Genomic DNA, 25,484 nt, shown 5'->3' on the forward strand with positions numbered 1-25,484 from the left:
AAAATCTCCCATTTTACTTAGTTTATTATTAAGCTTCTTTGCTCGCTGGAGGTATGATTTTTACAGCATCTTTAAGAAGCCTTAACCACATCTCCGGTCCATCCCCTATTATCGCTGCTCTAAAGCGTGTAGTATTGCCTTTTGTATACATTTCTGTCGCATTAGGTATCTGGTCTAATATCATACCTTTATTTATCCCCGTATAGTCAAATGTTATATGTCTAATGTTTCCACCATACATAAATTTAGATTTATTCTTAAAATGTCCGGCTTCAAACCTATCCTTATCCGATATGTTGAAATGTTCATCAAGTATTTTCACGCTGCTAATCCTGTCAAGTCTGTATATAGCAGGAGATGAACAATAGTTCCGTCTAAGTTTTTCCTCAATTTCCTTGTCCTCAATCTTAGCTGCCATATAAAAATACATCTCCGAGAACATAATAGCCAAAGGACATAGCTTTCTTTTAATGCTATTAATATCCTCATTTCTCTTATACTCGATTTCAATCTTTTTCTGACTTACAACGGCCTCAGCTATATTTTTCATATTCTCAAGGAAGTCCTCTGGTGCAATTTGCTTGGAGGTACTAAGCTCAGCGTAATGATGCATCTCATTGCCTGTAAGGGCAGTTACATACTTACTTTCTTCCTTATCCAAATTATGTTCTATGATCTTATCCAACAGCCTTTTCATTTCTTTTTTAGAAAATGCCCTACTGTTAAGCAGGATATTACATACAGCCAGCACCTCTGTCTGTGTAAGCCTTCCCGCATTTTCACGGCTAAGCTTATACATGTTTGGCTTACTTTTTTGTATCTCTAATTGATGCCTTGTATCTAAGAATTCTTCTACTGCAGTCAAATCCCTCTTTATGGTTTTTTTATCTACTCCAAATTTTTCAGACTTAACATCTATATCCACTTCTTTATTGTCAAGCAAATCCTGATATATCTCAAGGATACGCTGCTCCTGTTTTGTTTTATCTATACTGTAGTCCAAAGCAATAACCTCCGAATATTTGTATTATTCTTTAAAATAGTGTATTGTCTGGGCAGAGGCTGCCCAGACAGAAAGTTTGTATCTTGAGAAAGCCGGTATTAAGTTAGTGACTAATCCTCATAAGGAGTGAACACTCCGTTTTTATCTACAGTACCTGCTTTCCCTCCCTTTTCTACAGGAGCACTTTCACCAATAAAGCTATTTGCGTCATCATACTCGAACGGAACAATCACCTTACCGGTCTTATCAATAAAGCCATATTTATCAGCCTTCTTTACTTTTGCAAGCCCTTCACTAAAGCCCCAGGCGCCATCATACTCAAAAGGAATTATTACTTTATTATTTTTATTAATAAAGCCCCATTTGCCATCTTTACTAACACCAGCCAACCCTTCGGCGAATTCCATTCCTCCCTCATATTCAAAAGGAATTACTACCTTATTTTCCATATTTATGTATCCGTATTTATCTGATTTTATGGCACCTATGAAACCATTTTCAAAATCTACTGCTTCAATGCTATCGTATTCAAAAGGTATAATTACTTTATTTTTTGTATCTATGATACCTGTTTTACCTGATTTAGAAGCTATAATATAACCATAATTGAAATACGTATCACCTATATGATCATATTCAAATGGGATAATTACCTTGTTTTTCTTGTTGATTATTCCATAGTGTCCTGACTTTACAACAGATGCATATCCTTCATCAATATATCTTGATACAAAGTCATACTGAGGCTTTATTATAGTTTTAATTTTATCATTTATAAACCCGTACTTCTTGCCTTTTTTAACAAAAGCCCAGCCGTCATATAATATTCCAATATCACTGTACTTTATTGGTAATACAACTTTGTTATTGCTCTTAATAATTCCATAATAAACATCACCCCGTTTATCTTTTTTGCGCACAATGTAATGCTTATCTTCAAACCTTTCTATATTATCATACTGAAGTTTAATCAAAACCTTATTCTGCTTATTTACTAATCCCCATTTACCAGCTTTTTTTACAAAGTAATTATCTTTTAGTGAAATTACATCATATTCTCTTATTATCTCCTGATATACAATTGGAATGACAATTTTGCCTTTTTTATTTACTACTCCATATTTCTTTCCTTTATAAACCGCAATCAAACCATCACCATAATCTTCATACACCTTATAGTCCTTTTTCTTTGCTAAGACTACTCCAGGAGTCATAAGTCCTATTACCATTGCAAAGACTAAAAATATGCTTAATTTCTTAAAAACTTTCTGTATAGTATCCATGTGCTATACCATCCTTTCTTCTTTTGTCTACTTAAACCGGCTTTCTTTATGCACTTTACTGTGGACTATTTTCTTCGTTTATCCTTCTTATCTCCTCCTCTACATGGTTTTCTTCTTCAACTTTTCCCTTCCATATTGACTTATTTACCGCTTAATACTTCTCCATAATTTTTCTCTCCTTTAAGGTGTTAGTTGTTATGTTTGAAGTATACCAAGTGCGATGGACAAGATATGTCCATCGGAATTATTTTTTCATTTTACCCACTCTATTGTATAAACTACTGCTGCCTTATATTCATTTTCTTTATACACAACCGTTTATGCCAATAACTCGCATAGCTCTCCACTATAACTTATATATACATTTTTCTTTGCTCTGGTAATAGCTACATATAATAGGCATCTTTCTTTAGCTATGTTTCTTTCTAAAGAAGACTGTGTTTTGCTCCTGCTTTTGAGTTTAGTTAAAAAGTCATTGCTCATTCCGGCTATAAATACATGGTCAAATTCAAGTCCCTTTATGCGGTGCATAGTAGCAACACGAACTCCACTAAACTCTCTCGCATCTTCCTGCTTTTCTATAAGCACAAATCTTCCTACTTTCTCTTCTGATAGGGCTTCTTCATATTTTTTAACCTCTGCATTTGTCCTTACAGCTATGCAGATATTATCAGGGTTCTCTCCTGACTCTTTAAGTTCCTTTATTTTGCCTAAAATGTACCTAATCTCTTCTTCCTCTGTGCTGCACCCTCTGATCTCAGGCTCTGCTCCATGGCTTATAGAAACCACATTGTCAATCTTGCTTGCTTCAAGCCCTTCTTCTGCACTTCCTTTCAATACCTTAAAAGCAAACTTCCTTGTCTCTTCTGTTGTCCTATAATTAATACTTAGCTTTTTATTGCTACCTACTATGCTTATGCCACAGTCAGATAGTTTAGTCACAAAGTCATATATCTTCTGGTTCAAGTCACCTGCTATAAATATGTCATTGGTATGCTCCCTGCCTGCAAGTGCCCTTATAAGCTTAAAAGCACTATTGCCAAAGTCCTGAGCCTCGTCTACTATCACATGCTGATAAAGCCCTTCCGGATACTCCTCTCTTACTATATCCCTACAATCAAGCATGGCCATTCCTATGTCCCTAAACTTGTGTTCTTCCATTATTTTTTTATATTTTTTAATTATCTTCCATATGCCTTTTCTTTGAATTTCACCAAGCCTTCCCCTATTGGCAGGTCTTTTTAGAGGCTTATACTTTCTGAAGTCAGAATAGGCTTCTGCTGCCACTATGACATGATTCCATTCATCCTTATAAAACTCTTCTGAAAATTTCAATTCTTCATTGTTAAATACTTCATTCCATACGGCATCTAAATCTTTGCCATATATTATCTCATATTCATAGTTATGCTTTTTAAGGAATTTTACTGCCCAGGCGTCTAAATTTACTACTTCTATTTTCTTCATTTCTTTGTCATCACAGAGCTCTTTTAGGTTTGCTTTGATATCTTTAATTAGGTCTTTGGTAAAAGTAGTAAATAACATTTTTTTGCCCCTGCCAAGGCTTTGTGCCAGCCTCTTGGCCCTGTGCATAGCAACTATAGTCTTGCCGGTACCTGCTCCTCCAGACACATAGAATGAGTTTTTATAGTCATTGTCTACGATAGCTCTCTGTGAATGATGCAAGAAGATTCTCCAGCTTGCTAAAGACAATACCTCTTCTATATTGTCCTCATCCTTTAAGACATAGTATCTACCCTTATTTACATCTAACTCAATTGCTGTCCTGCAGTCATCCTCTGCTACTTTAACCTTGCTATTAGGAGCAATCACCTCTAATATCTCCTCTATACTATTGCCTTCCTCTATCAGCTCAAGCTCTGCAAACACATCATCAGGAAGCATATTGCTTTTTGAAACAAGGTCGCTCTTATCTTTTATACTCCTTACCAAGTCAAAAAGTTCTCTGGGAACCCCAAGATTTTCTAAATTATCGTTACTTAGATGACTAAATATCCCTACAGTAGGAGCTTCTGTATTTTCCACAGTAATCTCCGGCATGTCATATAACTGTATCGCTGCTGTACTTGGATTAATCTTAAATTCTTTTTTCTTTGCCCAAGCATATGCTTCATCATGATGATCTACCCATAATAAAATATAGACGGCTGATTTTTCATCCAGCATAATTATTCCTCTATAAGCCTTCCCTATCCTAACTGACCGCAGCCTCTTATCTACTGCACCATTTAATTTTTCATAGTTTATTGCAGAGGATAACGGATTCTGCCTGAATTTATTAAAAAATTCTATCGTTTTTTTCTTTTCAGACTCAGGAATCTTGTTATAAGAATCCAAAAATTTATCTCCCATAGCTATGATAGGGCGGTTAATCATATCGTATGTTCCTCCTTTTATTCTTCTAATAGCTTACCGGATTCAATTGCATTCATAGCTATTATGTTTGCTATTATCTCTGTAGGCAGATTAACAATTGCCTCCCCGTCAACATAAGGTGAAAAGAAACCACTGATAATGCCATTGTTATTTTCAGCTGTTTCAATATAGTGCAGTACTTTTGCACCTCCTGCATAGGTAAGTATAAGCAGCGGTTCATCTTCACTTATCTCAACACTTTTAACGCCTGCCAGAGGATAAGCAACTCCTATATTGCCATCTTTAATCCTACATACATAAAAACTTGATTTTGAAAAGTCTGCTATATGACTTATAATATCTGAATTTTCATCTATCTTAGCCACAAAATAACCCTGCTTATTGATTACTGTAGGTTTCTTTAATATTAGACTTTCAATTAGCGACAAATCACTATCAAGTATATGCCAGTTTGCCCCTTCCTTTACCATATGGTAATCACTAAATCTGGAAATCATCACATCCTTAAAAGGGCATTTGGAAGTAATGCTGCCATTGATAAACATAACTCCAACCTTATTTTTAAGAATTTTTCATCAAATTGCTCTTCTCCATTTGATAAGCGTTTTTTGTTATGGTTAAAGTATAGCAGGTGGGACGGACAGGATATGTCCAAATTAAAATTTACTCATCATATGTCAAATGTGGGTGGTTAAAATAAACCTCATAATCCCTATATTCTATCTTTGTTTTACTTTTTCCATTCATATCACATTCATAGTACCTAAATCTCTGTTCGTTATTTACATAATACTCCTGTTCGTATACTAAGCCTTTCCATAAAAGCATTCCGTCAACAGCTTGTAGTTTAAATATGCTCTTACCTGTATCTGTCATAACTTCCATTAAGGCATTACTTGTATCAGAATGTGCTCCGCCTACCATTACCCTATTATTTTTTACCTCAAACTTCATAAGTTGAGTCCCAAATTTTCTCTCTTTCATCTTTTTTGTCTTTATGTTATAGATGTACACTTTATCAATATATTTTGCATAAAATGCATCTATTGTCTTTCCAATGTATAGATATTTATTTGTGCCACCTAAGAGCACATAGTCCTTACCTGTAAGAACCTTAGTTGCTTTCTTTGATTTAATATTCATTTTATATATAACGCCCTTACCTGCTTTATCTTTAGAATAGTATAATATTTTCCCGTCAGTCACTATATTCCAAGATGTGACATCCTTTTGAATAGTTGTTTTCTTATCCCAATCTTCTGCAGATGTTTTTGTAATACTTTTGCTTTCACGAGAGGTTTCTCCATCTAATCTGTAATAGTTGCCATCTATTAGCAAATAATGTCCAGTTAATATTTTCTGTGTTTTTGCACTGACTATCTCAGGCTTTAATACCTGTAATAACATAAATACAAGGCTTAGAACTAGAATGCCTGTCTTCCTCAAATCCACTTTTCGTTGCATAATTTCTCCTTTAAACAATAATTATAATTATAATGACATATTAAATAGAATTTTCAACAATCTTTACTTCTTCTGGTGTTAAAGCATATATTCTATATACAACTTGATTTATTTTTTTATCTATACACAATAACTCTTCTTTATTATTCTCGACATCTAGGTCTTTTGCTTTCTCTACCAAGTGTACAATAGTCTGAAAATCTCCATCTGAAGATCTCCAAGGAAGAGAGTTAATCATATCCTTCGTGAAGTTAATTCCTCCATTATAGCTTGAAGAAGAATACTTCTGTTTAATATAATAAATCATTAATTTACTGTTTATAATACCAGCCAAGTATAATAAATCATCATATTTTTCACATTCAATCATCATGGTTGATTTTCCAGGAATAATCTCTCCTTCATAATCAATACTTGCATCTAATAGAGTCAAACCTTTAATAATTATTTTCTTTTTTTCTCCTTTCTGTCCATATGAATTTGGGAATAATTCCTGAAATTCTTTTTTATTCACAACAGGATAATTATATTTATCTTTTAAATACTTCATTGGTTGCTTTCCCCATCGAGCTGTATATCTTCCTATAGTCCCTGTATTAATTACTTTATAATGTTTGCTAGCATCATACTGTTCAATTGTTTCTAGTGAAAATAGTATTTCCTTTAATTTGTAACAATCTGATGTTGAACAAGCATTTTCACACTTATAAAAGTTACTTAACTGTTCAAATGTAGTTTCTAGTTTTGATATAATTTCTATCGAGTCAGAGAAAATAATATCTAATGTATATGGTTCACCCAAAATTGCTTTGTCAACCCATTGTATATGCTCAATTTTCCTACTATCCTCGTTCAACTTTAAGTACTCTATTCTATCACACTCTTGTTTAGTAATTATTGTAATTATTGAATCTACTAAAGCTGATTCGAAAACTTCTCTGCCTGCCACTAGAATTGACTTAAAGTTATTTATCAAATTTTTTCGCATTTCTTTTCCAAAAGGCTTTGAAATCCATTTATCTGGAGTTATATAAGCCAGAGATCCTTTTTTATTCAAAAGATTATACCCCTTTTCAAAGAAGGCTATGTATATATCCCAGTTCCCTCTAGTAAACTTAAATCTCTTAGCTAAATAGTTACGTTCTTCTTCCAAGCCTTGAGTAACCATATTTTCTGAGTCAATATATGGTGGATTTCCTATTACAATATCAAAGCCACCTTTCTCACGAAAAACCCTTGCAAAATCAAGCTGCCAAAGTACATAAGGCTTTGAAGCAAGCTTTCTGCTTCCCATATACCTTTCAACTTTTTCAGCATCACAAAGCTCCATCTGTGGCATAATTACTCTATCTTTTAAGACTTCAATTTCTTTTTTAAGCTCCTCTTTATTATTAGTATCTTTACATCTAAAAAGTTCATTCTGCTTTTCAATCAATTCTCCCAAAGCATCTTCAAACCTAGTCTGACTTATATCAAGCTGGTTCCATTTGTCTCCAAAAATCTCACTTTCTTTAATCAGCCTTATCCCTTCAAATTCGTCTATAAGACTGTTTCCACAAAGAATATTACATTCTAAATTAGGGAGAGGAGAAGGCTCTCTATGACCATCTACTTCAATGCGCTTACCATCAGTAATTTCATACTGTGCATTAGGATTAATTTCATCATCTATCACCAATGAAAGCCATAGGCGAAGACAAGCAATATCGACTGCAGATGGTTCTATATCCACAGCAAAAATACAATTTTTGATGGTTTCATATTTTAACTTATAAGGTGAGCGCTCAGATTTATACATATCCTTAATATGCCTTTTTTCCATATTAATAGCCATATACGCGGAAATATTCTGCCTTGCACGGACAATCTCATTAAGCATTCCAACTGGAAATGCACCTGAGCCTACCGCAGGATCTGCTATCCTTACCCTCTTTAGTGCTTCGTCAATATCCTTAAGCCTATTTGTGACAACCCTGCCATCACCATCTACCTTAAAAAGACTTTCAGAAATATACATACTAGCGTTACCTTGGCGTTTTTCTTTTACAGTATCCTCACTCTTCATAAAGTCGCCATATAGAATAAACTCTCTAATGGACTCTTCGTCAACTTTTAAAGCTTCAGTGAGATAATTAATGAGGCTTTCTTGGCACATGTAATGCACTATTTCACGGGGAGTATAAAAAGCTCCCTTTGACTTTCTGTCATTTATCTCTAAGAGGTTTTCAAATACTTTACCCAACATTTCAGGATCTATGGCTACTTCCCTCTCCATAGGTTCATCTTCACTCATTGTAAAATTATATCTGTCAAATATATCTAAAATACCATCAGCTTCACGCCCTTTTGTGGAGACATTTGAAAATATTTCGTTTGGTACATTAAATTTATTGTATCTCCAGTCATAGTTATCTATTGGCTCAAAAAGACCTCCAGAAATAAATGGCATTCTGCAGTGAAGTTCGGAACAATATCCTTCTTCCCCACGATTTACATTAAGTGTATTATAAAATAACGGTTCAAGCAGCTCCTCAAAAAAATTCTGATTTTTCCTTTCAGCAATATTAAAAAGCTCTCTCATAAAATTGTGTGGTCCGTTGCCCCATGGCTCACCTATTACACTCCAGCCAACAAGTGCTTCTTCACCCTTTTCTTTATCCAGTCTTTCATAATTAAGTTTATAATTTCCATCATCAGACCGGCTGTAGATATTAGTAATGATTTTTTGAGCTCTTTGCTTGATAGCAGAAGGTGCCTTATTTACATAAAGCGCATTCTTATATTCTTTTTCAGTCAAGGTTTCTGGCCAGACTTTTACGCCCAACCATCCTTTTTTTTGTAAAAAATAAAGAAACACAATCTGCCCCATAAGTTTTTTTGAAAACTGAGCTGATGTGAAATTATGTCTTTCTGCTTCATTTCTAAAATCTTCATTAACCTCCAGACTCTCACGTAACTGGAGAAATTTTTCACAATATAACCTGAAAAATTCATCTGTTACCTTTTCAACACTAAAAATCTCTTCTAGTGCATCAAGGGTAGGGTAATTAGGATCTGCCATGTTTCCAATTATAAATCTCCCAAAACGACTTACTGCCGTATGACAGGGCTCATCTTCACCTACCAGATAAGAATAACGCTTTGCAGGAGTAAGGCTCTCTATTGCCTTTAACCGTCCATTTTTAATTTTCATTTCATAGTCTAAGCGTACCAGTGATAATCTCCACTTAGGCTTACCAGCAGTATAAAATGCAATAAATGCTGCGTCTGATCCCGCTCTTTCCATCATCATTTTTGCATAATTTCGCTGTATGCTTCTCGAGTTCTCTACATAACTTTCATTTTTAAGCTTAGCTGCCATTATAACAATACTCTTTTTATCAGGAGTATTGAAATAGCCAATCTGAGTATAGGTCTCAATATGTGTGCTAAAGTTAGAAACTTCTTTTTTAACATTTACTCCTTTAAGGTCGGCTTTAGGAAAAAGCTCTTTTACTAAATCCATGTAATTCTTTATATCATATGCGCTTTTTAATATATTTTCTAATTTATTAGTAACTGCATCCATTTATAAATCTACCCCTTTATTTTTCATGTAGGATGAAAGCACAATCTGCTTTTCTCCAATCTCTACTGTGGTCTTACCTGTTCCACTCTTATAATAGACAGGATCTACCAACTTTATTCTTTCATTGTATAATTCTAATATATCTCCCGTTTTTATTTTCATCACATCTTTTGAAACTTTTGCAGGAATCTTTCCTTCTTCCCAAATAGTAATCAGTTTGTCAATTATCTCTATCTGGCTATCCGTAAATCTGTGATCCCTCTTCATGGCTCTGAAATCTCTAATAATCTGGGCATCATTACCTGTTATCTTTACCTTTTCTACAGATACCTCTTCCTCTTTCTCAAGCATGCTGTCAAAAGCAATACTATTGTTTTCCATCTGTTCATAGAAGCTGCTGGAAACCTTGATTTTTTTTTCGTCTGGTTCTGCCTTTATGTAGTTAATCGCCTCCATAAATGGTATCTGGCTTGTTCCATCTGTTGTGCTCATGAAAAATGTTTTTAATGCTCCTCTGCGGATAAAAGTAACCGTCGCTTCATCTGAAATCTTTTCAGATATCTTTCCAGTTTTAGCTTTCTTTGGAAGTCTCTTAATGAGTGCATAAAGCTTTGGATCATTGTCGCGAACCTGTCTTATTACATTCAGATACGCTAATTCAGGAGTAGTACTTTCTCCCTCCATATCTAGGTCTGAATCCAGTTTGGCAAATAGTTCCTTAGCGGATACGACTTCCACATTAGAAAAATACTTTGAGTCTTCTCCAAATGTGTCATGAAAAGCCTGTAATTTTGCTAAAATTCTCTGCTCTAATGGCATATGTTCTTCACTCTGTGCAGTAGGGAAGAAGTTAAACACATAAATTCTATCAAATTCTGATCCAACCCTATTAACACGACCTACACGCTGCATAATACGAGTAGGATTCCAAGGAAGGTCATAGTTTATAAGGACATTCGCACGGTGTAGATTAATACCCTCCGCCAATACATCTGTAGTAATAAGTAGATCATACTTATCATTATTTTTATTCTTAAATTTTGGATTAAAACTATCCTCAATCTCATCTCTCAGTACCTTACTGCTTTCGGAACTGCAATTTATGATTCTTTCTCCGTAGCTTTTCTTTAACTCTTCGTATAAATAGTCGGCAGTATCCTTAGCTTCAGTAAAAACTATAACTTTTTTCCCTTTTATAAGCCCATTTTCTGCAAGATTCCTCTTAAATTCATCTAGTTTTGGATCTGCATCTATCATTGACCAAATCATCTGCATGGACTTTAACTGGGCCAAATCCGACTTTAAGTCTTTGAAAAATTCTGGTTTAAACTCTTTTGTATCAAACTTCATAGCATCCTGATTTTCAACCAGATACATCAGTTTGTTCAAATTACCATCATCCAAGAGGTCATAAACATCTACCTTTTTGCTTATATAAACTTCTCCTGTCTTTGACATCTCTAGGAATTTTTCATAGGATTCAATGAATCGATTAAGAGTCTTTCTAAAAGCATGGAAACTACTTTCTAGACGCTTTACAAGAATTCCCTTCATAAACCCACCTATATTGCGCTGCCCTACAAGCATTGTTTCATACTTCTTCTTGTATTTATCTTTCAAGTATAAAAGAGGCATATAGCGAGAATACTTAAATTCCTTAATAATCTTTATAGTCTGGTTAAAGGCATCATCTGTTTCCTCATCAAATAAATATGCTATTTTCTCCGGATTTCCAAACTTTGGAAATGTGAGCCCTTGCTTTTCAAGGTCTTCTTTATAATATTGCTTAATTTCTGTCCTTGTTCTACGGATCATTATTTCACGTATCAGCTTATCACGGATGATTTCAGAGTTTTCCCTAAGCTGTTTAAAATATTTAGGAGAATCTTTCTTTGTATTTTTGAGCTTTTTATTTAGCTCACTAAAAAATCCTTCAATATTCTTAATTCCATTAATTGTTCCATTCCGCTTTGCCTGAAAAAGATAAATCTGGTTTTCAACATCACTGGTATAATTATTAATAGGCGTTGCAGAAATAAGAATAACTTTCTTACCTTGGCAGATTGTATGTAAATCTTTGTAGCCTTCTGTCTTAGAATTACGGAAACGGTGTGCTTCATCAATAAATACATAATCGTATTTATCAGCCCCTTTTTTTAAAATTTTATCCAATTTACCAAGAGATTCTACATCACACCTTGCAACATCAAACTCCTGTAATACACTTCTCCAGTAATCTACAAGAACCGGGGGGCATACTATTAGCTTATATGAGTTTCTGTTAAAGCTATTTGCAAGCAAAGCACAAATGTAAGTTTTTCCAAGTCCTACTACATCAGAAATAAACACCCCATTATAAGCATCTAACTTCTGTCTAGCCTGTGTTACAGCATCTATCTGATACTGTAATTTCATATATCCATCAGGAAGAAGGGTTTCAAAACTTTCTTTGTCTGCATTAATCTCTTCCTTAAAAAACTCATACAAAGTCTTTAAATATAGCTGATATGGTGTAATATCATCTTTTATCCAAGTATTTTGTTCTACTGCTTCAATGTAAGTGTCACGGATATCTACTCCCTTTTCCCAAAGTTCTTCAAATTTTTCAAGTGCAAACTCTACATCACCACTATCCTTTAGTTCCACATTAAATTCAAGATTATTTACTAGACCTGCTTCAGAAAAATTACTAGAGCCTGTAATTACGCTTCCAAATGTATCTGGAACTTTCTCTGGATCTTTACGCATTATATATACTTTTGCATGAATAGGAGTTTCGGTGTACATTCTCATTTCAAGCTTTCCAGATTTCATCCAGTCTATAAAAGTACGAACCCCTTTTTCAACCCTAGATGAGCTTTCAGCAGTTTCAAATTCTCTTTCAATCTCACTAGCAACAATCTCCTTTCCTTCGATAGCTGATATAGCTGCATACCTTGTTTCATCTTTTACCTTATCAATAATTTTAACTGTGTATCTATCAACATTAAGACCAACCAGAATCCTAATCTTTTCTACCGTTTCCAGTGGTTCATACATCCTGAAAAAACCGCTTGTCCTAAAATAGCCTACCAAAGAATCAAAAAACTGTGTATTGCTTTTTAAGATAGCTGCAAATCGACTATATAAATCTCTGTCAGGTTCATTTGTAAAAAACTTTAAATCTGTATTACTCATGCTTTTCTCCCTCTCTTCTTATAATTTTATTTTTAAACAACAAAAGCACCTGCCTGATATTTCCTCAGACAGATGCTTAAATTTACAATATTTAATTATAACAACGTTTATAAAATTACACAATAACCCCTTGCTTGCTTGCTTGCTTGCTTGCTTGCTTGCTTGCTTGCTTGCTTGCTTGCTTTCTTGCTTGCTTGCTTGCTTGCTTGCTTGCTTGCTTGCTTGCTTGCTTGCTTGCTTGCTTGCTTGCTTGCTTAGAATTGTCCTGTTTTCCATGTTCTTTGTCAACCCCTCTGTTAAAATTATTTTACATAATTTGGGTAAAGCAATGCCAAAATTACTGATAAAATGGAACTTTCCCCATTGGCTTAGTATACAACATAATCAAGGTTTAGTCAATTATTTTATCAACTTTTGTGAGCCTGTTTCTCCTCAAATGGCAGGATTTTTACTCATTTTCACTTTTGCTAAGTATGATACTTGCCAGTATAGTTCCCGGAAGCTCTACTACTGCCTCACCTCCATAGAATACTGAGAAGAAGCCGCTGATTATCCCATTATCATTTTCTCGTTTCGTAATATCATGTAATACCTTTGCTCCTACCTTATAAGTAAGTGTAAGTAAAGGATCATCTTCGCTTATTTCAACGCTTTTAACTCCCGGAATAGCATAGCTGATACTTGTATTAATGGTATTGCCTGACACTGTTATCCTGCCTACATATAAGTCAGACTTTGAAAAGCCCTGTATTTTAGATGCAGGTTCAGACTTTTCATCTATTTTGGCTGCGAAATATCCCTGCTTATTAATCACTGTAATACTCTTGAAGACAGGCTCCATGACTTCTTCGCCAATCTTGTTGATTATCGCCCAGTTTTTCCCGGCTTTTACTATGTGAAAGTCGCTAAATCTTGACACCTCTATTTCCTTATATCTACATTCTACAGTTATATTGCCTTCTTTATCCATCAAGCCAAGTTTACCTTTGTTCTCTATGATGGTTACATCAGGGTTTTTATGAAATCCTAAGGCACTTATGCCTTCAGGTAATTCAAACAAAGTATTTCCCTTCGTGTCTATACCTTTGTAAATGCCATTCATACCTTTTACAATAGCCACTCCATTCTTAGCAAAGCCATCGGTGTATAAAAACTTTTCACTAAAGGCTTCTTCTCCCTTTTCATTAATGAAAGTGTAGGTTTCTCCGTCTGTTATAAAGCTAAGCCCCTGTTCAAATATACCTCCATCTACTATCCCTTCATTTAAGGCTATAACCTGGTCACCAGTTTTGTTTATATAGGAGGCCTCTCCCTCAGGTGTAATTACCAGGGCAAGCCCTGACTCAGAAAAAGGATAAGCTGATTCGTATTTGAAAGGAATTGCCATTCTCCCAGTTCCATCAAGGTATCCCATCTGCCCCTCCAATGTAGCCTGATAAAGCCCACCGGACTTGTAATATATCTCCTCTATTGGCACTTGTGGAACCATTACAACATCAAGATTCTTATCAATCACAACCGGATACTGTTCATCAGGACTAAACTCATAATGTTTAAGCCTTTCTCCTGTCATTTCATAGATTAGATTTTCAGCCTCTTTAATTAACCCCTCTGTTTCATCAAGCAACTGCTTTGTCTCATCACTTATCTCGATATCAAGCCAATTTTGTTCTTTGTTTCCCATAGAATTTTCTCCTTTGTGTAATTTGTTTATTAGTATAATCAAAGCATATCAAACTAGCCGGACAATATATGTCCAAAACTTATTCCTGTAATTTTTTAAGTGCCTTCTGATACTTTTTTGCCCTTTTAATATCCTTCTCTGTAATTCCAACTTTTTCAAGTCTTGACAAATCCATATTATGCTTTAAATCTGATATTTTAACTGCTCTTGCTAAAGGATTTGCTTTCACCCTCTCTATATAATCATCATAAGACAGGCTCCCATCCTTAGACTTTGTAATAGCAAATACTGCTTCGCCTATCTCCTCCCCAAACAATTCTTTTATTCTCTCTATTGTAAGTGGAGTATCTTCAACCGTATCATGAAGATAGGCAACTATTTTTTCTTTATTTGTAGTCACACCATTTACTACAGCCTGTATATATCCTGTAAAATAATCTATACCAGCTTTATCAATTTGATTTTTATGAGCCTCTTGTGATAAAAGTTTAGCTAACTCTAATAAATATTCTTCTTTAGTTATCTCTTTTATTTGCTCATATTCTTCACAATCTGGACATACATAAGGGAACATAGTAAAATCAATAAATATTAAATCGCCTTTATATCCACCTGCTTCTAACATTGAACCATCTAAGTTTTTAACAACAACATTATCTCTTGATGGTTTGTAATACTTTACAGCCTTACTAAAATCAATAATTCTAAGCATTTTTACTTCCTCCTCGTATTTGAAAATATTTTTAATAAACGACTACTGCCATACCGTTGTAAGCATTGTCATATATTATCTTAACAGCATCAGTTGGTGTATTTACACAGCCATGTGAGCCGTGTCCATTTTTGTAAGCTGATGCTTCCCAATCTGAGCTAAGCTTTCTCCATGGAGCATCATGTATTCCTATTGAATTAGCATCATCAAATCTCATCCATCTTTCAACAAAGTCTGATTTAAACGAATTATCAAAATCTCTATAATGTAATACTCTATTTTTCTGCATATAAATTACTGTAAATAAACCTTTAGAAGTCTGAGCCTTTTTCTTTATATCTCCTGTTACCACATTGGTAGTAACTATTCTCTTGCCTTTTATTACCTGTGAAATAATTTGATTTTCCAGATCAACTTCAATGTATGTTCTATTTAGAATTTTATTTAAGTCTAACTTCGAAAGATTTCCTTTTTTCTTTCCCTGTACTGCGAGGAAAATGTTATCAGCTATAGCTTTTTTAATATCCTCGTTTGATAAGCCTGCAACTATCCTTTTTATGTTTACTTCTTTACCATCGTGCCTTTTTAGTACAAGTGAATACTTAAGGTCTTCTAAATGCTCTACTACATAGTCTGCAATAGCCTCCCTACTTATCTTATCCTTCACTCTAAACTTATTCAATGCCTCCTCATTTAGATTTATTCTTCCAAGCCTTGTTTGAAGGTATGTATCTGATTTGTATCTGGTACTGTCTGTAACTGTTGGCTTAGTGTACATAATCTTAATAAAATCAGACATATGAAGTGGATAAGCCTTAGTGACAACCGTCATATTCATAGAAACAATCAACACTATAAGGATTACTAAAGTGTTCTTAATCTTATTCATAACTACTCTCCTTTTCAAACTAATCAACTCGTTACTAACAGCTGTTATGTTTGTATTATAAGAAGTGGCTTGGACATATCTTGTCCAAAATTCATTGTTTTTAATAATTATGAATATTTTTTTCACAGGTCTTTTTTATCTTCATCACCGGACAAACTTTTCTTTCCATCCACGTAACTACAAGGGCTTATTCTGTTTTCAATAAATTACTCCAGCCTCATAGGCTTGAGTCTGTAAATATAATATCTAAAAAGCTATCTAATTTATTATAAAAATCTTCATAATTTTCGTATTCAACTTCAACATCTAATAATGCATTATCATCCCCAATTGAATATAACCCATCATCTGTTATATCTGTAGGATGAATTACACTAAAATAATTTACTTCTTCTTTGAAAATTCTTTTGATCTCTTCTTCATTTGTCAGTTCCCCATTATAATATTTTCCGAATAACTCAACCAATGTCATAGTCTTCCTCCTTAATCTTTTTACCTTTTCCTTAATTCTTTCATTTCTCTTTCTTATTCATCCCCATACTGGCTTAAAAACATCCATATAGTATAATTAGTTCCAATATGCTCTTCAACAAAATCTTCTGATACATTTAATTCATTGGCTATATCCTTAAATGTATGCGAATACTTTTTGTAAAGAGAAGACATGGTTTCTCTGATATCATCCAGACTCATAGTTTCGTAATTCTTAAGAATGTGCTTATCTTCTTCATTTACTTTGTTAAAAAACAAACCACTAATTTTCTGGATGTTTTTATCTCCCCCTTTTACAGCTCTGCCTCTACCTTCCATTTTGACTAACTCAAGAAACTTTTCAATTTTCATAGTCTCTTTCTCCTTTAATTTATTTTTTATATGCATAGTATATCAAATCTATAGGACATACTTTGTCCAAAAAAATCCCCCGCCAAAATATTTCATTTCAGCAGGGGATAATTATTCATATACTCCTAAACCTTATCATTTATGCCATTACGCCATATTACATAAGCTTAAGATAAAGGTTCTTGATGTCCTCAAAGGTAGGCTCCTTTGGATTGCCCGGTCTGCAGGCATCATCCATTGCAGACTGTGTAAGGAAGTCAAGGTCCTCAGGCTTTACTATGGCCTTGAGGTCAGCAGGGATGCCTACATCTTTAGAAAGCTTCTTTACAGCGTCTACTGCTGCCTTTCTGTACTCTTCCTGGCTCATCTTCTCTACGCCTTCAACGCCCATTGCGATGGCTACATCTTTTAACTTCTCGCCTGTCGCCTCTGCGTTGTACTCCATTACTGTAGGGAGGAGGATGGCGTTAGCAACTCCGTGAGGTGTATCATATACAGCGCCTAAAGAATGTGCCATAGAATGAACTATACCAAGACCGCAGTTAGAGAAGCCCATACCGGTAAGATACTGGCCAAGTGCCATACCCTCTCTGCCTTCCTTTGTATTCTCAACAGCTCCTCTAAGGCTCTTTGCAATAAGCTCGATAGCCTTTAAGTTGAACATATCTGTAATTGTATTTGCACCAAGAGTTGTATAACCCTCGATAGCGTGTGTAAGTGCATCCATACCTGTTGAAGCAGTAAGTCCCTTAGGCATTGAGCTCATCATCTCAGGATCTACAAATGCAACTACAGGGATATCGTGTGGGTCTACACATACGAATTTGCGCTTCTTCTCTACATCTGTAATAACATAGTTGATAGTTACCTCTGCTGCTGTACCTGCTGTTGTAGGCACTGCAAATATAGGTACGCTAGGCTTCTTAGTAGCTGAAAGTCCCTCGAGGCTTCTTACATCTTCAAACTCAGGGTTGGTGATGATGATACCGATAGCCTTCGCTGTATCCATAGAAGAGCCGCCTCCGATAGCTATGATATAGTCAGCTCCTGCCTTCTTAAATGCAGCTACGCCACCCTGTACATTTTCGATTGTCGGATTTGGCTGTATCTCTGAATATACCTCAAAATCCATATTTTCAGCCTTAAGCAAATCAGTTACCTTGCTTGTTACATTGAACTTAACAAGGTCAGGATCTGAACATACGAAAGCCTTCCCAAAGCCTCTGTTCTTGGCCTCTACTGTGATTTCCTTGATTGCACCTGCTCCGTGATAAGAAGTCTCGTTCAATACAATTTTGTTCGCCATCTTTTTTTCCTCCACTTTCTCAGACCTTAGTCTGTAACTACACCCTTCTGCAACATAATATTTGCATACAGAGCCTTTTCAGAAGTTGCTATTATGAGATAAGAGGTCTTAGCCTCCTCATAAAACTTAAATCTTTCGATGAAGCCGATGGTAGCTGCACCACGCTCATCGTATTTTGCCACTATTTCCTCAAACTCCTTCCATATCGGGGTTTCCACTGTGTCTCCCGGCACCTTTTCCATAAGAGAAACTGATTTTTCAGTATAGGTATCAAGTGGAAATAGCTTCAGTATAGCATCAAGCACCTCTGGTACTCCATGTCCATCAAGCCTTATTACCTTGGCATTTTTGCCCATGGTATGAGCAGGGAAATTGCCATCCGATATTACAAGCCTGTCAGAATGTCCCATTTCGCAAAGTGCCGCCAAAAGCTCAGGGGATAGTATCTTGGGAATATTTTTTAACATATCTTCTTCCTTCCTAATTATTGATTGATTGTGAATGTTTTAACACATTGTCCTTACATAATGGGGTGCCTAATTGCAAGGCACCCCTTGTTGTTATTATTTTACCACAGATTTACTCATATAAGCAAGGCTTAATGTCATCTGCATCCATATTGTCAGCGTTGTACCACTTAGCGCCTGTATCCACATCAGATACACTCTTGCCGTCAGCTGCTTCTACCGCAAGCTTAACTGCCTGGTAACCAATCTGTACAGGATCCTGTGTTACAGCACCTGCAAATGTCTTAGCTCTAACTGCATCAAGAAGCTTCTTACCGGCATCAAAACCAACTGCGATTACCTTGTCAGCGCCGAGCTTATCAAGACCTTCGTTAGCTGTGATTATAGCATTTGCTGCAAACTCATTAGAACCGTAAATAGCTATAAGATCTTTCTTCTCAAGTATAGCAGAAGCAACTGCAGCAGCATCTACATCCTTAACTTCAGCAGGGATACCTACATCGATAACCACCTTAACTCCGGCTTTCTCATTCATCTTCTTATCGTCTATTAAAAATCCGTTCATTTCTTCACGCCCGATAAAAAGATTCTGAGCTACCGTCAGGTCGTTCATCATGTTAAGCTCCTGATGAACAATGGAGATTCCTGCTTCTTCAGATTCAGCAGGCCCCTTAAAACAGACCTCCTGTCCCATATACTGTATTTCACCGGAATCTTTTGAATATATGCCGGTCAAAATCTTCATAAGAGTAGATTTGCCGGCTCCATTTTCTCCCATCAGGGCAACTACCTCACCCGCCTTTAGGTCTAGTGCTGCATTCTTAAGTGCTGCAACGCCTGAGAAGGATTTGGTAATTCCTTTCATTGAAAGTATTAAATCACCCATATTAACTCCTTAGCAAAAGCTATTCTCTTATACTCTTTTTCTGTCCGTAAGTCTTAAACTTCTCAGCCATAAGTGTCATCTCTTCCGGCGGAAGTACAACAGGACTACCTATACTTCTAGCCTTTACATAGACTTCTGAACAATATTCAATCTCTTCAACTATGTTAAATGCATTGAGGAGGTCGTTTGCTCCTGCAAGCACTCCGTGGTTGGCAAGGATAACTGCCTTTCTGTCCTCCATCGCCTTACAAGCATTTACAGCAAGTTCATGTGAACCGTAGGTTGCGTATTCTGCACATCTAACTGTAGGTCCTGCTACTGCTATCATATAGTGAGTTGCAGGAAGCTCTTCGCGTAGGCACGCCAGTACTGTTGTATACATAACATGCGCATGGATAACTGCATCTATGTCATCCCTTGTCCTATAAGGCATAAGGTGCATTTCCCATTCTGAAGAAGGTGTGCGTGTGCCCTCAATTGTTTTTCCATCGAGGTCGATTATTACTATATCCTCAGGCTGAATCTCAAAGAAATCGATTCCTGATGGAGTAATAGCCACCATCTTATTCTCTCTGTCAAATACGCTTAAGTTTCCGCCTGTTCCCTTGGTAAGCCCTGCTGTCACAAGCTTCTTACCATATTTCACAAGCTCCTCTCTAGCTTTTTCCATTAACATAACATCATCCTCCGCTGGTCATAAGACCGCTTCTATTTTCTTTTTAGCGTTTGCTATCAAAGCTTTTGACAGCAAACGCCATTTATCTCTTATATCATAAACATCGTTTTATCTGTAGAGTGGTCCGTAATAAGCACAAGCTCTGAAATCCTGGCTCTCTAAATCTGTAGTTCCAAATCCATTAAATGAATGTGGTCTGAAGATTCTGTCCTCTGTTACATTGTGGAAAGCAACAGGAATTCTAAGCATAGAAGCAAGAGTTATAAGTCTGTCACCTACGTGGCCATGAACTGTTGCTCCGTGGTTAGCGCCCCACTTAGCCATTACATTGTAAACACTGTCTGCTGACTTGGTTGAAAGATTTGGTGCAAACCAGGTTGTTGGCCAGCTTCTATCTGTTCTCTCATCGAGTACCTTGTGCACATCATCCTCAAGTACGCAGGTATAACCCTCTATTATCTGTAAGGTAGGTCCAACACCCTCAACGATATTGGTTCTAATCATAGTTACAGGCATCTCTGCAGCTGTCTTAAAGTGTGATGAGAAGCCGCCTCCTCTGAAGTACTCATAGTTCGCCCTGCACCAGTCAGTAGCCTCTGTAAGAGCCTTGATGTCCTCATCTGTGAGGTTCCACCATTCCTTCATGCAGCCCTCACCCTTTTCATTCTTAGCAGCAGCTGAGCCATCTAAGCAGCTTGCGCCAGAGTTGATAAGGTGCATAATACCGTTTGCAGCCTTACCTGTGAGTTTCTTTCCTGTTACTCTCTCAACAGACTCAGGTGACCAATATGTTCTTACATCACTAAATATTGCCGCTTTATTGGTTACGAGCCATCCAAGCATCATAGATACACCGTTAAGTGTGTCATTCTCAGTTGCAAATGGAATAGGCTCTCTCTTGCCGTTCCAGTCAAAGCCTGAAGCTGTAATAGCCTCTGTAAAGTCAGCATTTGGAAGCCAGTCTGTCCACATTCTCTGTCCCTGGAAACCGCCTGCTATAGCATTTCTACCAAGTGACTCCTCGTGCCAGCCAAGCTCTGCAAGCTTTGGATTGCCCTTAAGTATGTCTCTTACTACAAGTGCATGCTTAACGCAGAACTCCCACTGCTTCTCCTCAGGTATCCATCTGGATTTCTTTATTATTTCAGGGAAATCCTTTCCAGCATTTGTATTGTAGCCCTCTTTGCAGTTCTCACGAACCCATTTAAGAGCCTTCTCGTATTCCTCGTGGTCATAGATTTCAAGCTCGATTCTTCTTAATATCTCAGTCATGTCTACCCACTCAGTTCTCATTCCGAGATATTTCTGGAAGAAATCTACATTTACAACAGAACCTGCAATACCCATAGACACTGAGCCAAGGTTTACATAGGACTTATTTTTCATAAGACCTACTGCAATTGCACCTCTTGCAAAATCAAGAATCTTCTTCTTTACATCTTCTGTAATAGTCTCATCATTCTTGTCCTGAACTTCGTGTCCGTAAATTGAAAATGCTGGAAGTCCCCTCTGTGCATATGCCGCCATAACTGCTGCAAGGTAAACAGCACCTGGTCTCTCAGTTCCGTTAAATCCCCATACAGCCTTGATTGTATTAGGGTTTAAGTCCATAGTCTCTGTACCGTAGCACCAGCAAGGGGTTACGGTAAGGGTTCCAACTACGTTCTGAGTTGAGAAGAATTCATCACATTTTGCAGCCTCACCGCCTCCACCTATGGTACAAGGTGAAATCACACACTGTACAGGTGTTCCGTCAGGATATTTAAGTTCGCTTTCAATAAGCTTTTTAGCTCTATTAGCCATTCCCATTGTCTGGTCCTCAAGCGCCTCTCTAACTCCGCCCCAGCGGCCATCAATTGTTGGTCTAATACCGATTTTTGGATAACTCATGTCATTTTCCTCCTTAAAATATGTATGTTAGTATGTTTTCATTTCCTGCGATTTATAAGCAGCCTCAAGCCCCTCTTCAATGGTCTTTATCTCTCCAAGTGCCTTTAACTGAACTATAATGTTACCAAGAGCTGATGCCTCGTAAGGTCCTGCAGTAATGCTTACATCAAGTCTTTTAGCTATCAGCTTGCATAGAAGTGAAGACTTTGCCCCACCGCCTATCATATGGACCTTCTTATACTTTTTGCCCGATATTTCTTCAAGAGCGGTTTTTACCTCAAGGTATTTCTTTACCATGCTCTCATAGATAATTCTGAAATAGTCCATTTCATTCTCAGGAAGTGCAAGCCCCTTTTCTTTAAGAAACTCATCTATTACTTCTTTGGCATCCGCCTCTTCACTTCCAAATCTCGGATCTTCCATATCTATAAGATTGGTTATGGGCTCTTCCTTCTTAAGTGACTCTTCCACATAGGCTGTAATCTCGTCAAACTCAAGCTTTCTTCCAAGCTTCTTCTCATAGGCTGTTTTATATTTCTCAAGTAGATAAAGTCCTGTAAGATTCTTAAATAAAAGCGGAGTAGAATCAAAGCCAAGCTCATTAGTAAGTCCCTTTTCATAAGCTCTCTCGGATAAATCAGGGCTTTCAGCTCTTATTCCAAAGAGAGACCAGGTGCCGCAGCTAAGGAACATCGTGTCTGCATCCGTCATTACCTTGGTAAGTAAGACTGCACTTGCTGTATCGTGACCACAGACTGAAACTACATCTACATCCAGGTCTTTTAGTTCATCTACAAGTCCTGTCTTAACATTGCCTGTGATAGAGCCAGCCTTTGTTATCTTTGGAAGCTTGTTTTTATCAAGGCCATAAGCCTCAAGCAGTTTATCGCTATAATCTCCTGTTTTAAGATTAAGTATCTGAGTGGTTGAAAGTATGGTTTCCTCACCTGTCATATTGCCGGTTAAGAGGTACTGTATCAAATCAGGCATCATAAGCAGCTTATCAGCCTTTTCATATCCACCCGGATTTAGCTTCTTAAATGCCAATAACTGAAAAAGGGTATTTATACTCATAATCTGAGTTCCCGTTTCAGCAAATATTTCCTTCTCACTAAGGCTCTTTAAGGCTTCTTCATAGCCTTCCTGATGCTTGGGATCTCTGTAACAGACAGGAGGCTCAACCAGCTTTCCTTCTTTATCTACCAGGCCGAAGTCAACTCCCCAGGTGTCTATGCCCACCGAAGATATCTCGTGTCCGTTTTCCTTTATGGTTTCCACTATTTTCCTTACAAGTTCATCAAAATCCCAACGCAGTCTTCCATTTGAACTTTTTATTTCATGAGAGAATCTCATAACCTCTTCAAGCTTTATCTTGCCATCCTCAATATAGCCTATTATTCCTCTGATTGAGGTGGCTCCCATATCTATTGCCAGTGCTTTTTTCATATATGCTCCTTCAATAAATATAAATCCGATTTATTTTTACTATTTTTATATGAATTTTTTGAGATGATCTTAAATTTCTTTGTAGTTTTTTACTAATCATCTGAACTGATAATAACATATTATGAATATTTTAGCTATACTTGGAGATTTAGTTGAATTTATTTTTTAAAATATCTGTTTTTGGTTCATTTTTGTTCTAAAATGTTCATTTTGGTTTATTTTTCCTTTGATTTATGAACAAAAAATGTTATACTACCTGTAGCTGATATGTGGTAAGAAAGTTACACATTTTGAGCATATGTTCAAGATGCTAACCTTTGTGCTGATTATTAGATAACAAATCGGGATATCAGTAGCATTTATTAAACTGGGATATGGAGACTGGTTATGAAATATATTGAACGAAAGAAACAGATTTTAGCCTATCTTTCAAACGGAAATGGAGTTGGCGACATTACAAATATGTGCAAGAAGCTCTATGTATCAAGGTCAACCTTGCGCAGGGATTTGATTACCCTTGAGGAAGAGGGAATAATAAAGAGGTATCATGGTGGTATAACTATGGTCTCTCCAAGTTCTTCTGAGAATTCCATTAATATAAGGAAAATGGAGAATACAGATAAGAAAATGGCTCTGGCCAAGCGCGCCCGCACCCTTTTACAGGATAACATGGTCATCTTCCTTGATTCCTCTTCTACTGTAAGTCTTTTCATCCCTTACTTAAAGACTTACAGCAATCTCACTGTTATAACTAACGGCATCAATATCGCAAGCCAGTTAAATACCTATCCTAATATCAAGTGCTACATCTGTCCGGGAGTGCTAAAGAACAAAAGTCTCTCCATAATAGGAGAGTATGCTTCTGCTTTTATCAGCAATTTCCGTGCTGACATAGCCTTCATATCAAGCAAGGCAATTACAACTCAGGGAATATTTGAGGGTGATGATTCCCAAGCCCTCTGCAAGAAGGAAATGATAAAGAACTCTTTCAAGACTGTGCTTTTGCTTGATAACAGCAAGGAGTTCAAGGAGGGGTATTTTAAGCTTGCTGATTTTTCGGATTTTGATGTGATTGTGTCAAATGGGGCTTTTGGAGAAGGGATTATGAAGGAAATTGATATGTCCAATTGCAAGTTGCTGTTTTAAGTATGCCTCTATAAATTCTAAGCTGTAGGTTATATGAACCAGCTAATTTGACGCAAAAACTGATAAATGTCCAGACTCGCTACGGCATTCGCTTCGCTACGCCTGATGCGCTCGCTTAGGCATTATCAGTTTTTACTGTCATCAGCTATCTAACCCCCACAGTGACGCTCCAAATGATAACATTTCGCTACAGCATCCGCTTCGCTCCGCCTAAGCGAGAGCTTAGAATTTATCATTCGTAGCTGGCACCTTAAATTTATACAAATAACAATCTGAATACCAAATTAGGGGCAGCTATTAAATTGCCCTATTATTGACACTTTGCCTTAACGAAAGCAACAATCTCCTCATTTACTTCCATTACCCGTTCGTCTCTTTCCATTTCTTCAATGGACATCCATTTATACCTGCTTTTATCGATTAAGAAAGTGTCCTCATTCATGTTCTCGGGATATGATTCTAATGTTACTGTATATAACTTGTGATTGAATATTTTATAAACATCGTCACTTACAGAATATTTGCAATGCTTTGCAGTTACAATGTATTTCATATCTACATCTTTATTTAATAAACTGCAAGCAAAATGATCAACATTAGCTTTATTATCATCGTTGCTTTTTATATACGGAAACAACCAAGCTTGC

General features: G+C 36.4%; 21 protein-coding genes. 1 reads left to right on the forward strand and 20 read right to left on the reverse strand.

Going from position 1 to position 25,484, the window contains the following annotated elements:
• Positions 1-28 precede the first annotated feature (28 nt).
• The 19 genes from JJN12_RS11940 to JJN12_RS12030 form a co-directional block, all read right to left on the reverse strand.
• Positions 29-1,003 carry a helix-turn-helix transcriptional regulator gene (locus JJN12_RS11940; protein WP_208429899.1) on the reverse strand — a complete coding sequence of 325 codons (975 nt, stop codon included), beginning with the start codon at positions 1,001-1,003 and terminating at the stop codon, positions 29-31.
• Between the two features lie 110 nt (positions 1,004-1,113).
• Positions 1,114-2,286, reverse strand: coding sequence for a WG repeat-containing protein (locus tag JJN12_RS11945; RefSeq protein ID WP_208429900.1), 1,173 nt, complete (start codon positions 2,284-2,286; stop codon positions 1,114-1,116).
• Between the two features lie 318 nt (positions 2,287-2,604).
• Positions 2,605-4,683 carry a 3'-5' exonuclease gene (locus JJN12_RS11950; protein ID WP_208429901.1) on the reverse strand — a complete coding sequence of 693 codons (2,079 nt, stop codon included), beginning with the start codon at positions 4,681-4,683 and terminating at the stop codon, positions 2,605-2,607.
• A 17-nt stretch (positions 4,684-4,700) separates the two neighbouring features.
• Positions 4,701-5,228: a hypothetical protein gene (locus JJN12_RS11955; protein ID WP_208429902.1), complete on the reverse strand. Its 528-nt coding sequence runs from the start codon at positions 5,226-5,228 to the stop codon at positions 4,701-4,703.
• A gap of 118 nt (positions 5,229-5,346) precedes the next feature.
• A complete protein-coding gene (locus tag JJN12_RS11960) occupies positions 5,347-6,147 on the reverse strand; it encodes a TolB-like translocation protein (RefSeq protein ID WP_208429903.1) in 801 nt (266 codons plus the stop codon).
• Positions 6,148-6,187: 40 nt separating this feature from the next.
• Positions 6,188-9,715 carry an Eco57I restriction-modification methylase domain-containing protein gene (locus JJN12_RS11965; protein WP_208429904.1) on the reverse strand — a complete coding sequence of 1,176 codons (3,528 nt, stop codon included), beginning with the start codon at positions 9,713-9,715 and terminating at the stop codon, positions 6,188-6,190.
• Positions 9,716-12,892, reverse strand: coding sequence for a helicase-related protein (locus JJN12_RS11970; RefSeq protein ID WP_208429905.1), 3,177 nt, complete (start codon positions 12,890-12,892; stop codon positions 9,716-9,718).
• An 18-nt stretch (positions 12,893-12,910) separates the two neighbouring features.
• Positions 12,911-13,168 (reverse strand): hypothetical protein, encoded by a 258-nt coding sequence (locus JJN12_RS11975; protein WP_208429906.1) that lies wholly within the window; start codon positions 13,166-13,168, stop codon positions 12,911-12,913.
• Between the two features lie 172 nt (positions 13,169-13,340).
• Positions 13,341-14,576 carry a WG repeat-containing protein gene (locus tag JJN12_RS11980; protein WP_208429907.1) on the reverse strand — a complete coding sequence of 412 codons (1,236 nt, stop codon included), beginning with the start codon at positions 14,574-14,576 and terminating at the stop codon, positions 13,341-13,343.
• A 79-nt stretch (positions 14,577-14,655) separates the two neighbouring features.
• On the reverse strand, positions 14,656-15,288 hold the full coding sequence (locus JJN12_RS11985) for a hypothetical protein (RefSeq protein ID WP_208429908.1): 633 nt from the start codon (positions 15,286-15,288) through the stop codon (positions 14,656-14,658).
• A gap of 31 nt (positions 15,289-15,319) precedes the next feature.
• Complete coding sequence (locus JJN12_RS11990) at positions 15,320-16,177, reverse strand: L,D-transpeptidase (RefSeq protein ID WP_208429909.1); 858 nt, start codon at positions 16,175-16,177, stop codon at positions 15,320-15,322.
• Between the two features lie 217 nt (positions 16,178-16,394).
• A complete protein-coding gene (locus JJN12_RS11995) occupies positions 16,395-16,649 on the reverse strand; it encodes a hypothetical protein (protein WP_208429910.1) in 255 nt (84 codons plus the stop codon).
• 53 nt (positions 16,650-16,702) lie between these two features.
• On the reverse strand, positions 16,703-17,020 hold the full coding sequence (locus JJN12_RS12000; protein WP_208429911.1) for a hypothetical protein: 318 nt from the start codon (positions 17,018-17,020) through the stop codon (positions 16,703-16,705).
• A 157-nt stretch (positions 17,021-17,177) separates the two neighbouring features.
• A complete protein-coding gene (gene fucO / locus JJN12_RS12005; RefSeq protein ID WP_208429912.1) occupies positions 17,178-18,326 on the reverse strand; it encodes a lactaldehyde reductase in 1,149 nt (382 codons plus the stop codon).
• A gap of 26 nt (positions 18,327-18,352) precedes the next feature.
• On the reverse strand, positions 18,353-18,793 hold the full coding sequence (locus JJN12_RS12010; protein WP_208429913.1) for an RbsD/FucU family protein: 441 nt from the start codon (positions 18,791-18,793) through the stop codon (positions 18,353-18,355).
• Between the two features lie 112 nt (positions 18,794-18,905).
• Positions 18,906-19,679: an ATP-binding cassette domain-containing protein gene (locus JJN12_RS12015; protein WP_208429914.1), complete on the reverse strand. Its 774-nt coding sequence runs from the start codon at positions 19,677-19,679 to the stop codon at positions 18,906-18,908.
• 19 nt (positions 19,680-19,698) lie between these two features.
• Positions 19,699-20,355, reverse strand: a complete 657-nt coding sequence (locus JJN12_RS12020) for an L-fuculose-phosphate aldolase (protein WP_208429915.1) — start codon at positions 20,353-20,355, stop codon at positions 19,699-19,701.
• A 108-nt stretch (positions 20,356-20,463) separates the two neighbouring features.
• Positions 20,464-22,245, reverse strand: a complete 1,782-nt coding sequence (locus JJN12_RS12025) for an L-fucose isomerase (protein WP_208429916.1) — start codon at positions 22,243-22,245, stop codon at positions 20,464-20,466.
• Positions 22,246-22,272: 27 nt separating this feature from the next.
• Complete coding sequence (locus tag JJN12_RS12030; RefSeq protein WP_208429917.1) at positions 22,273-23,691, reverse strand: rhamnulokinase; 1,419 nt, start codon at positions 23,689-23,691, stop codon at positions 22,273-22,275.
• Positions 23,692-24,078: 387 nt separating this feature from the next.
• On the opposite strand from JJN12_RS12030, the gene JJN12_RS12035 reads away from it, so the two are divergent.
• Complete coding sequence (locus JJN12_RS12035) at positions 24,079-24,837, forward strand: DeoR/GlpR family DNA-binding transcription regulator (protein WP_208429918.1); 759 nt, start codon at positions 24,079-24,081, stop codon at positions 24,835-24,837.
• A 310-nt stretch (positions 24,838-25,147) separates the two neighbouring features.
• Here JJN12_RS12035 and JJN12_RS12040 read toward each other — a convergent pair whose 3' ends face one another.
• A complete protein-coding gene (locus JJN12_RS12040) occupies positions 25,148-25,390 on the reverse strand; it encodes a hypothetical protein (RefSeq protein ID WP_208429919.1) in 243 nt (80 codons plus the stop codon).
• Between the last annotated feature and the right edge of the window lie 94 nt (positions 25,391-25,484).

Origin of the sequence: Catonella massiliensis, from assembly GCF_016651435.1 — a bacterium.
In the GTDB taxonomy this organism is placed as follows: domain Bacteria; phylum Bacillota; class Clostridia; order Lachnospirales; family Lachnospiraceae; genus Catonella; species Catonella massiliensis.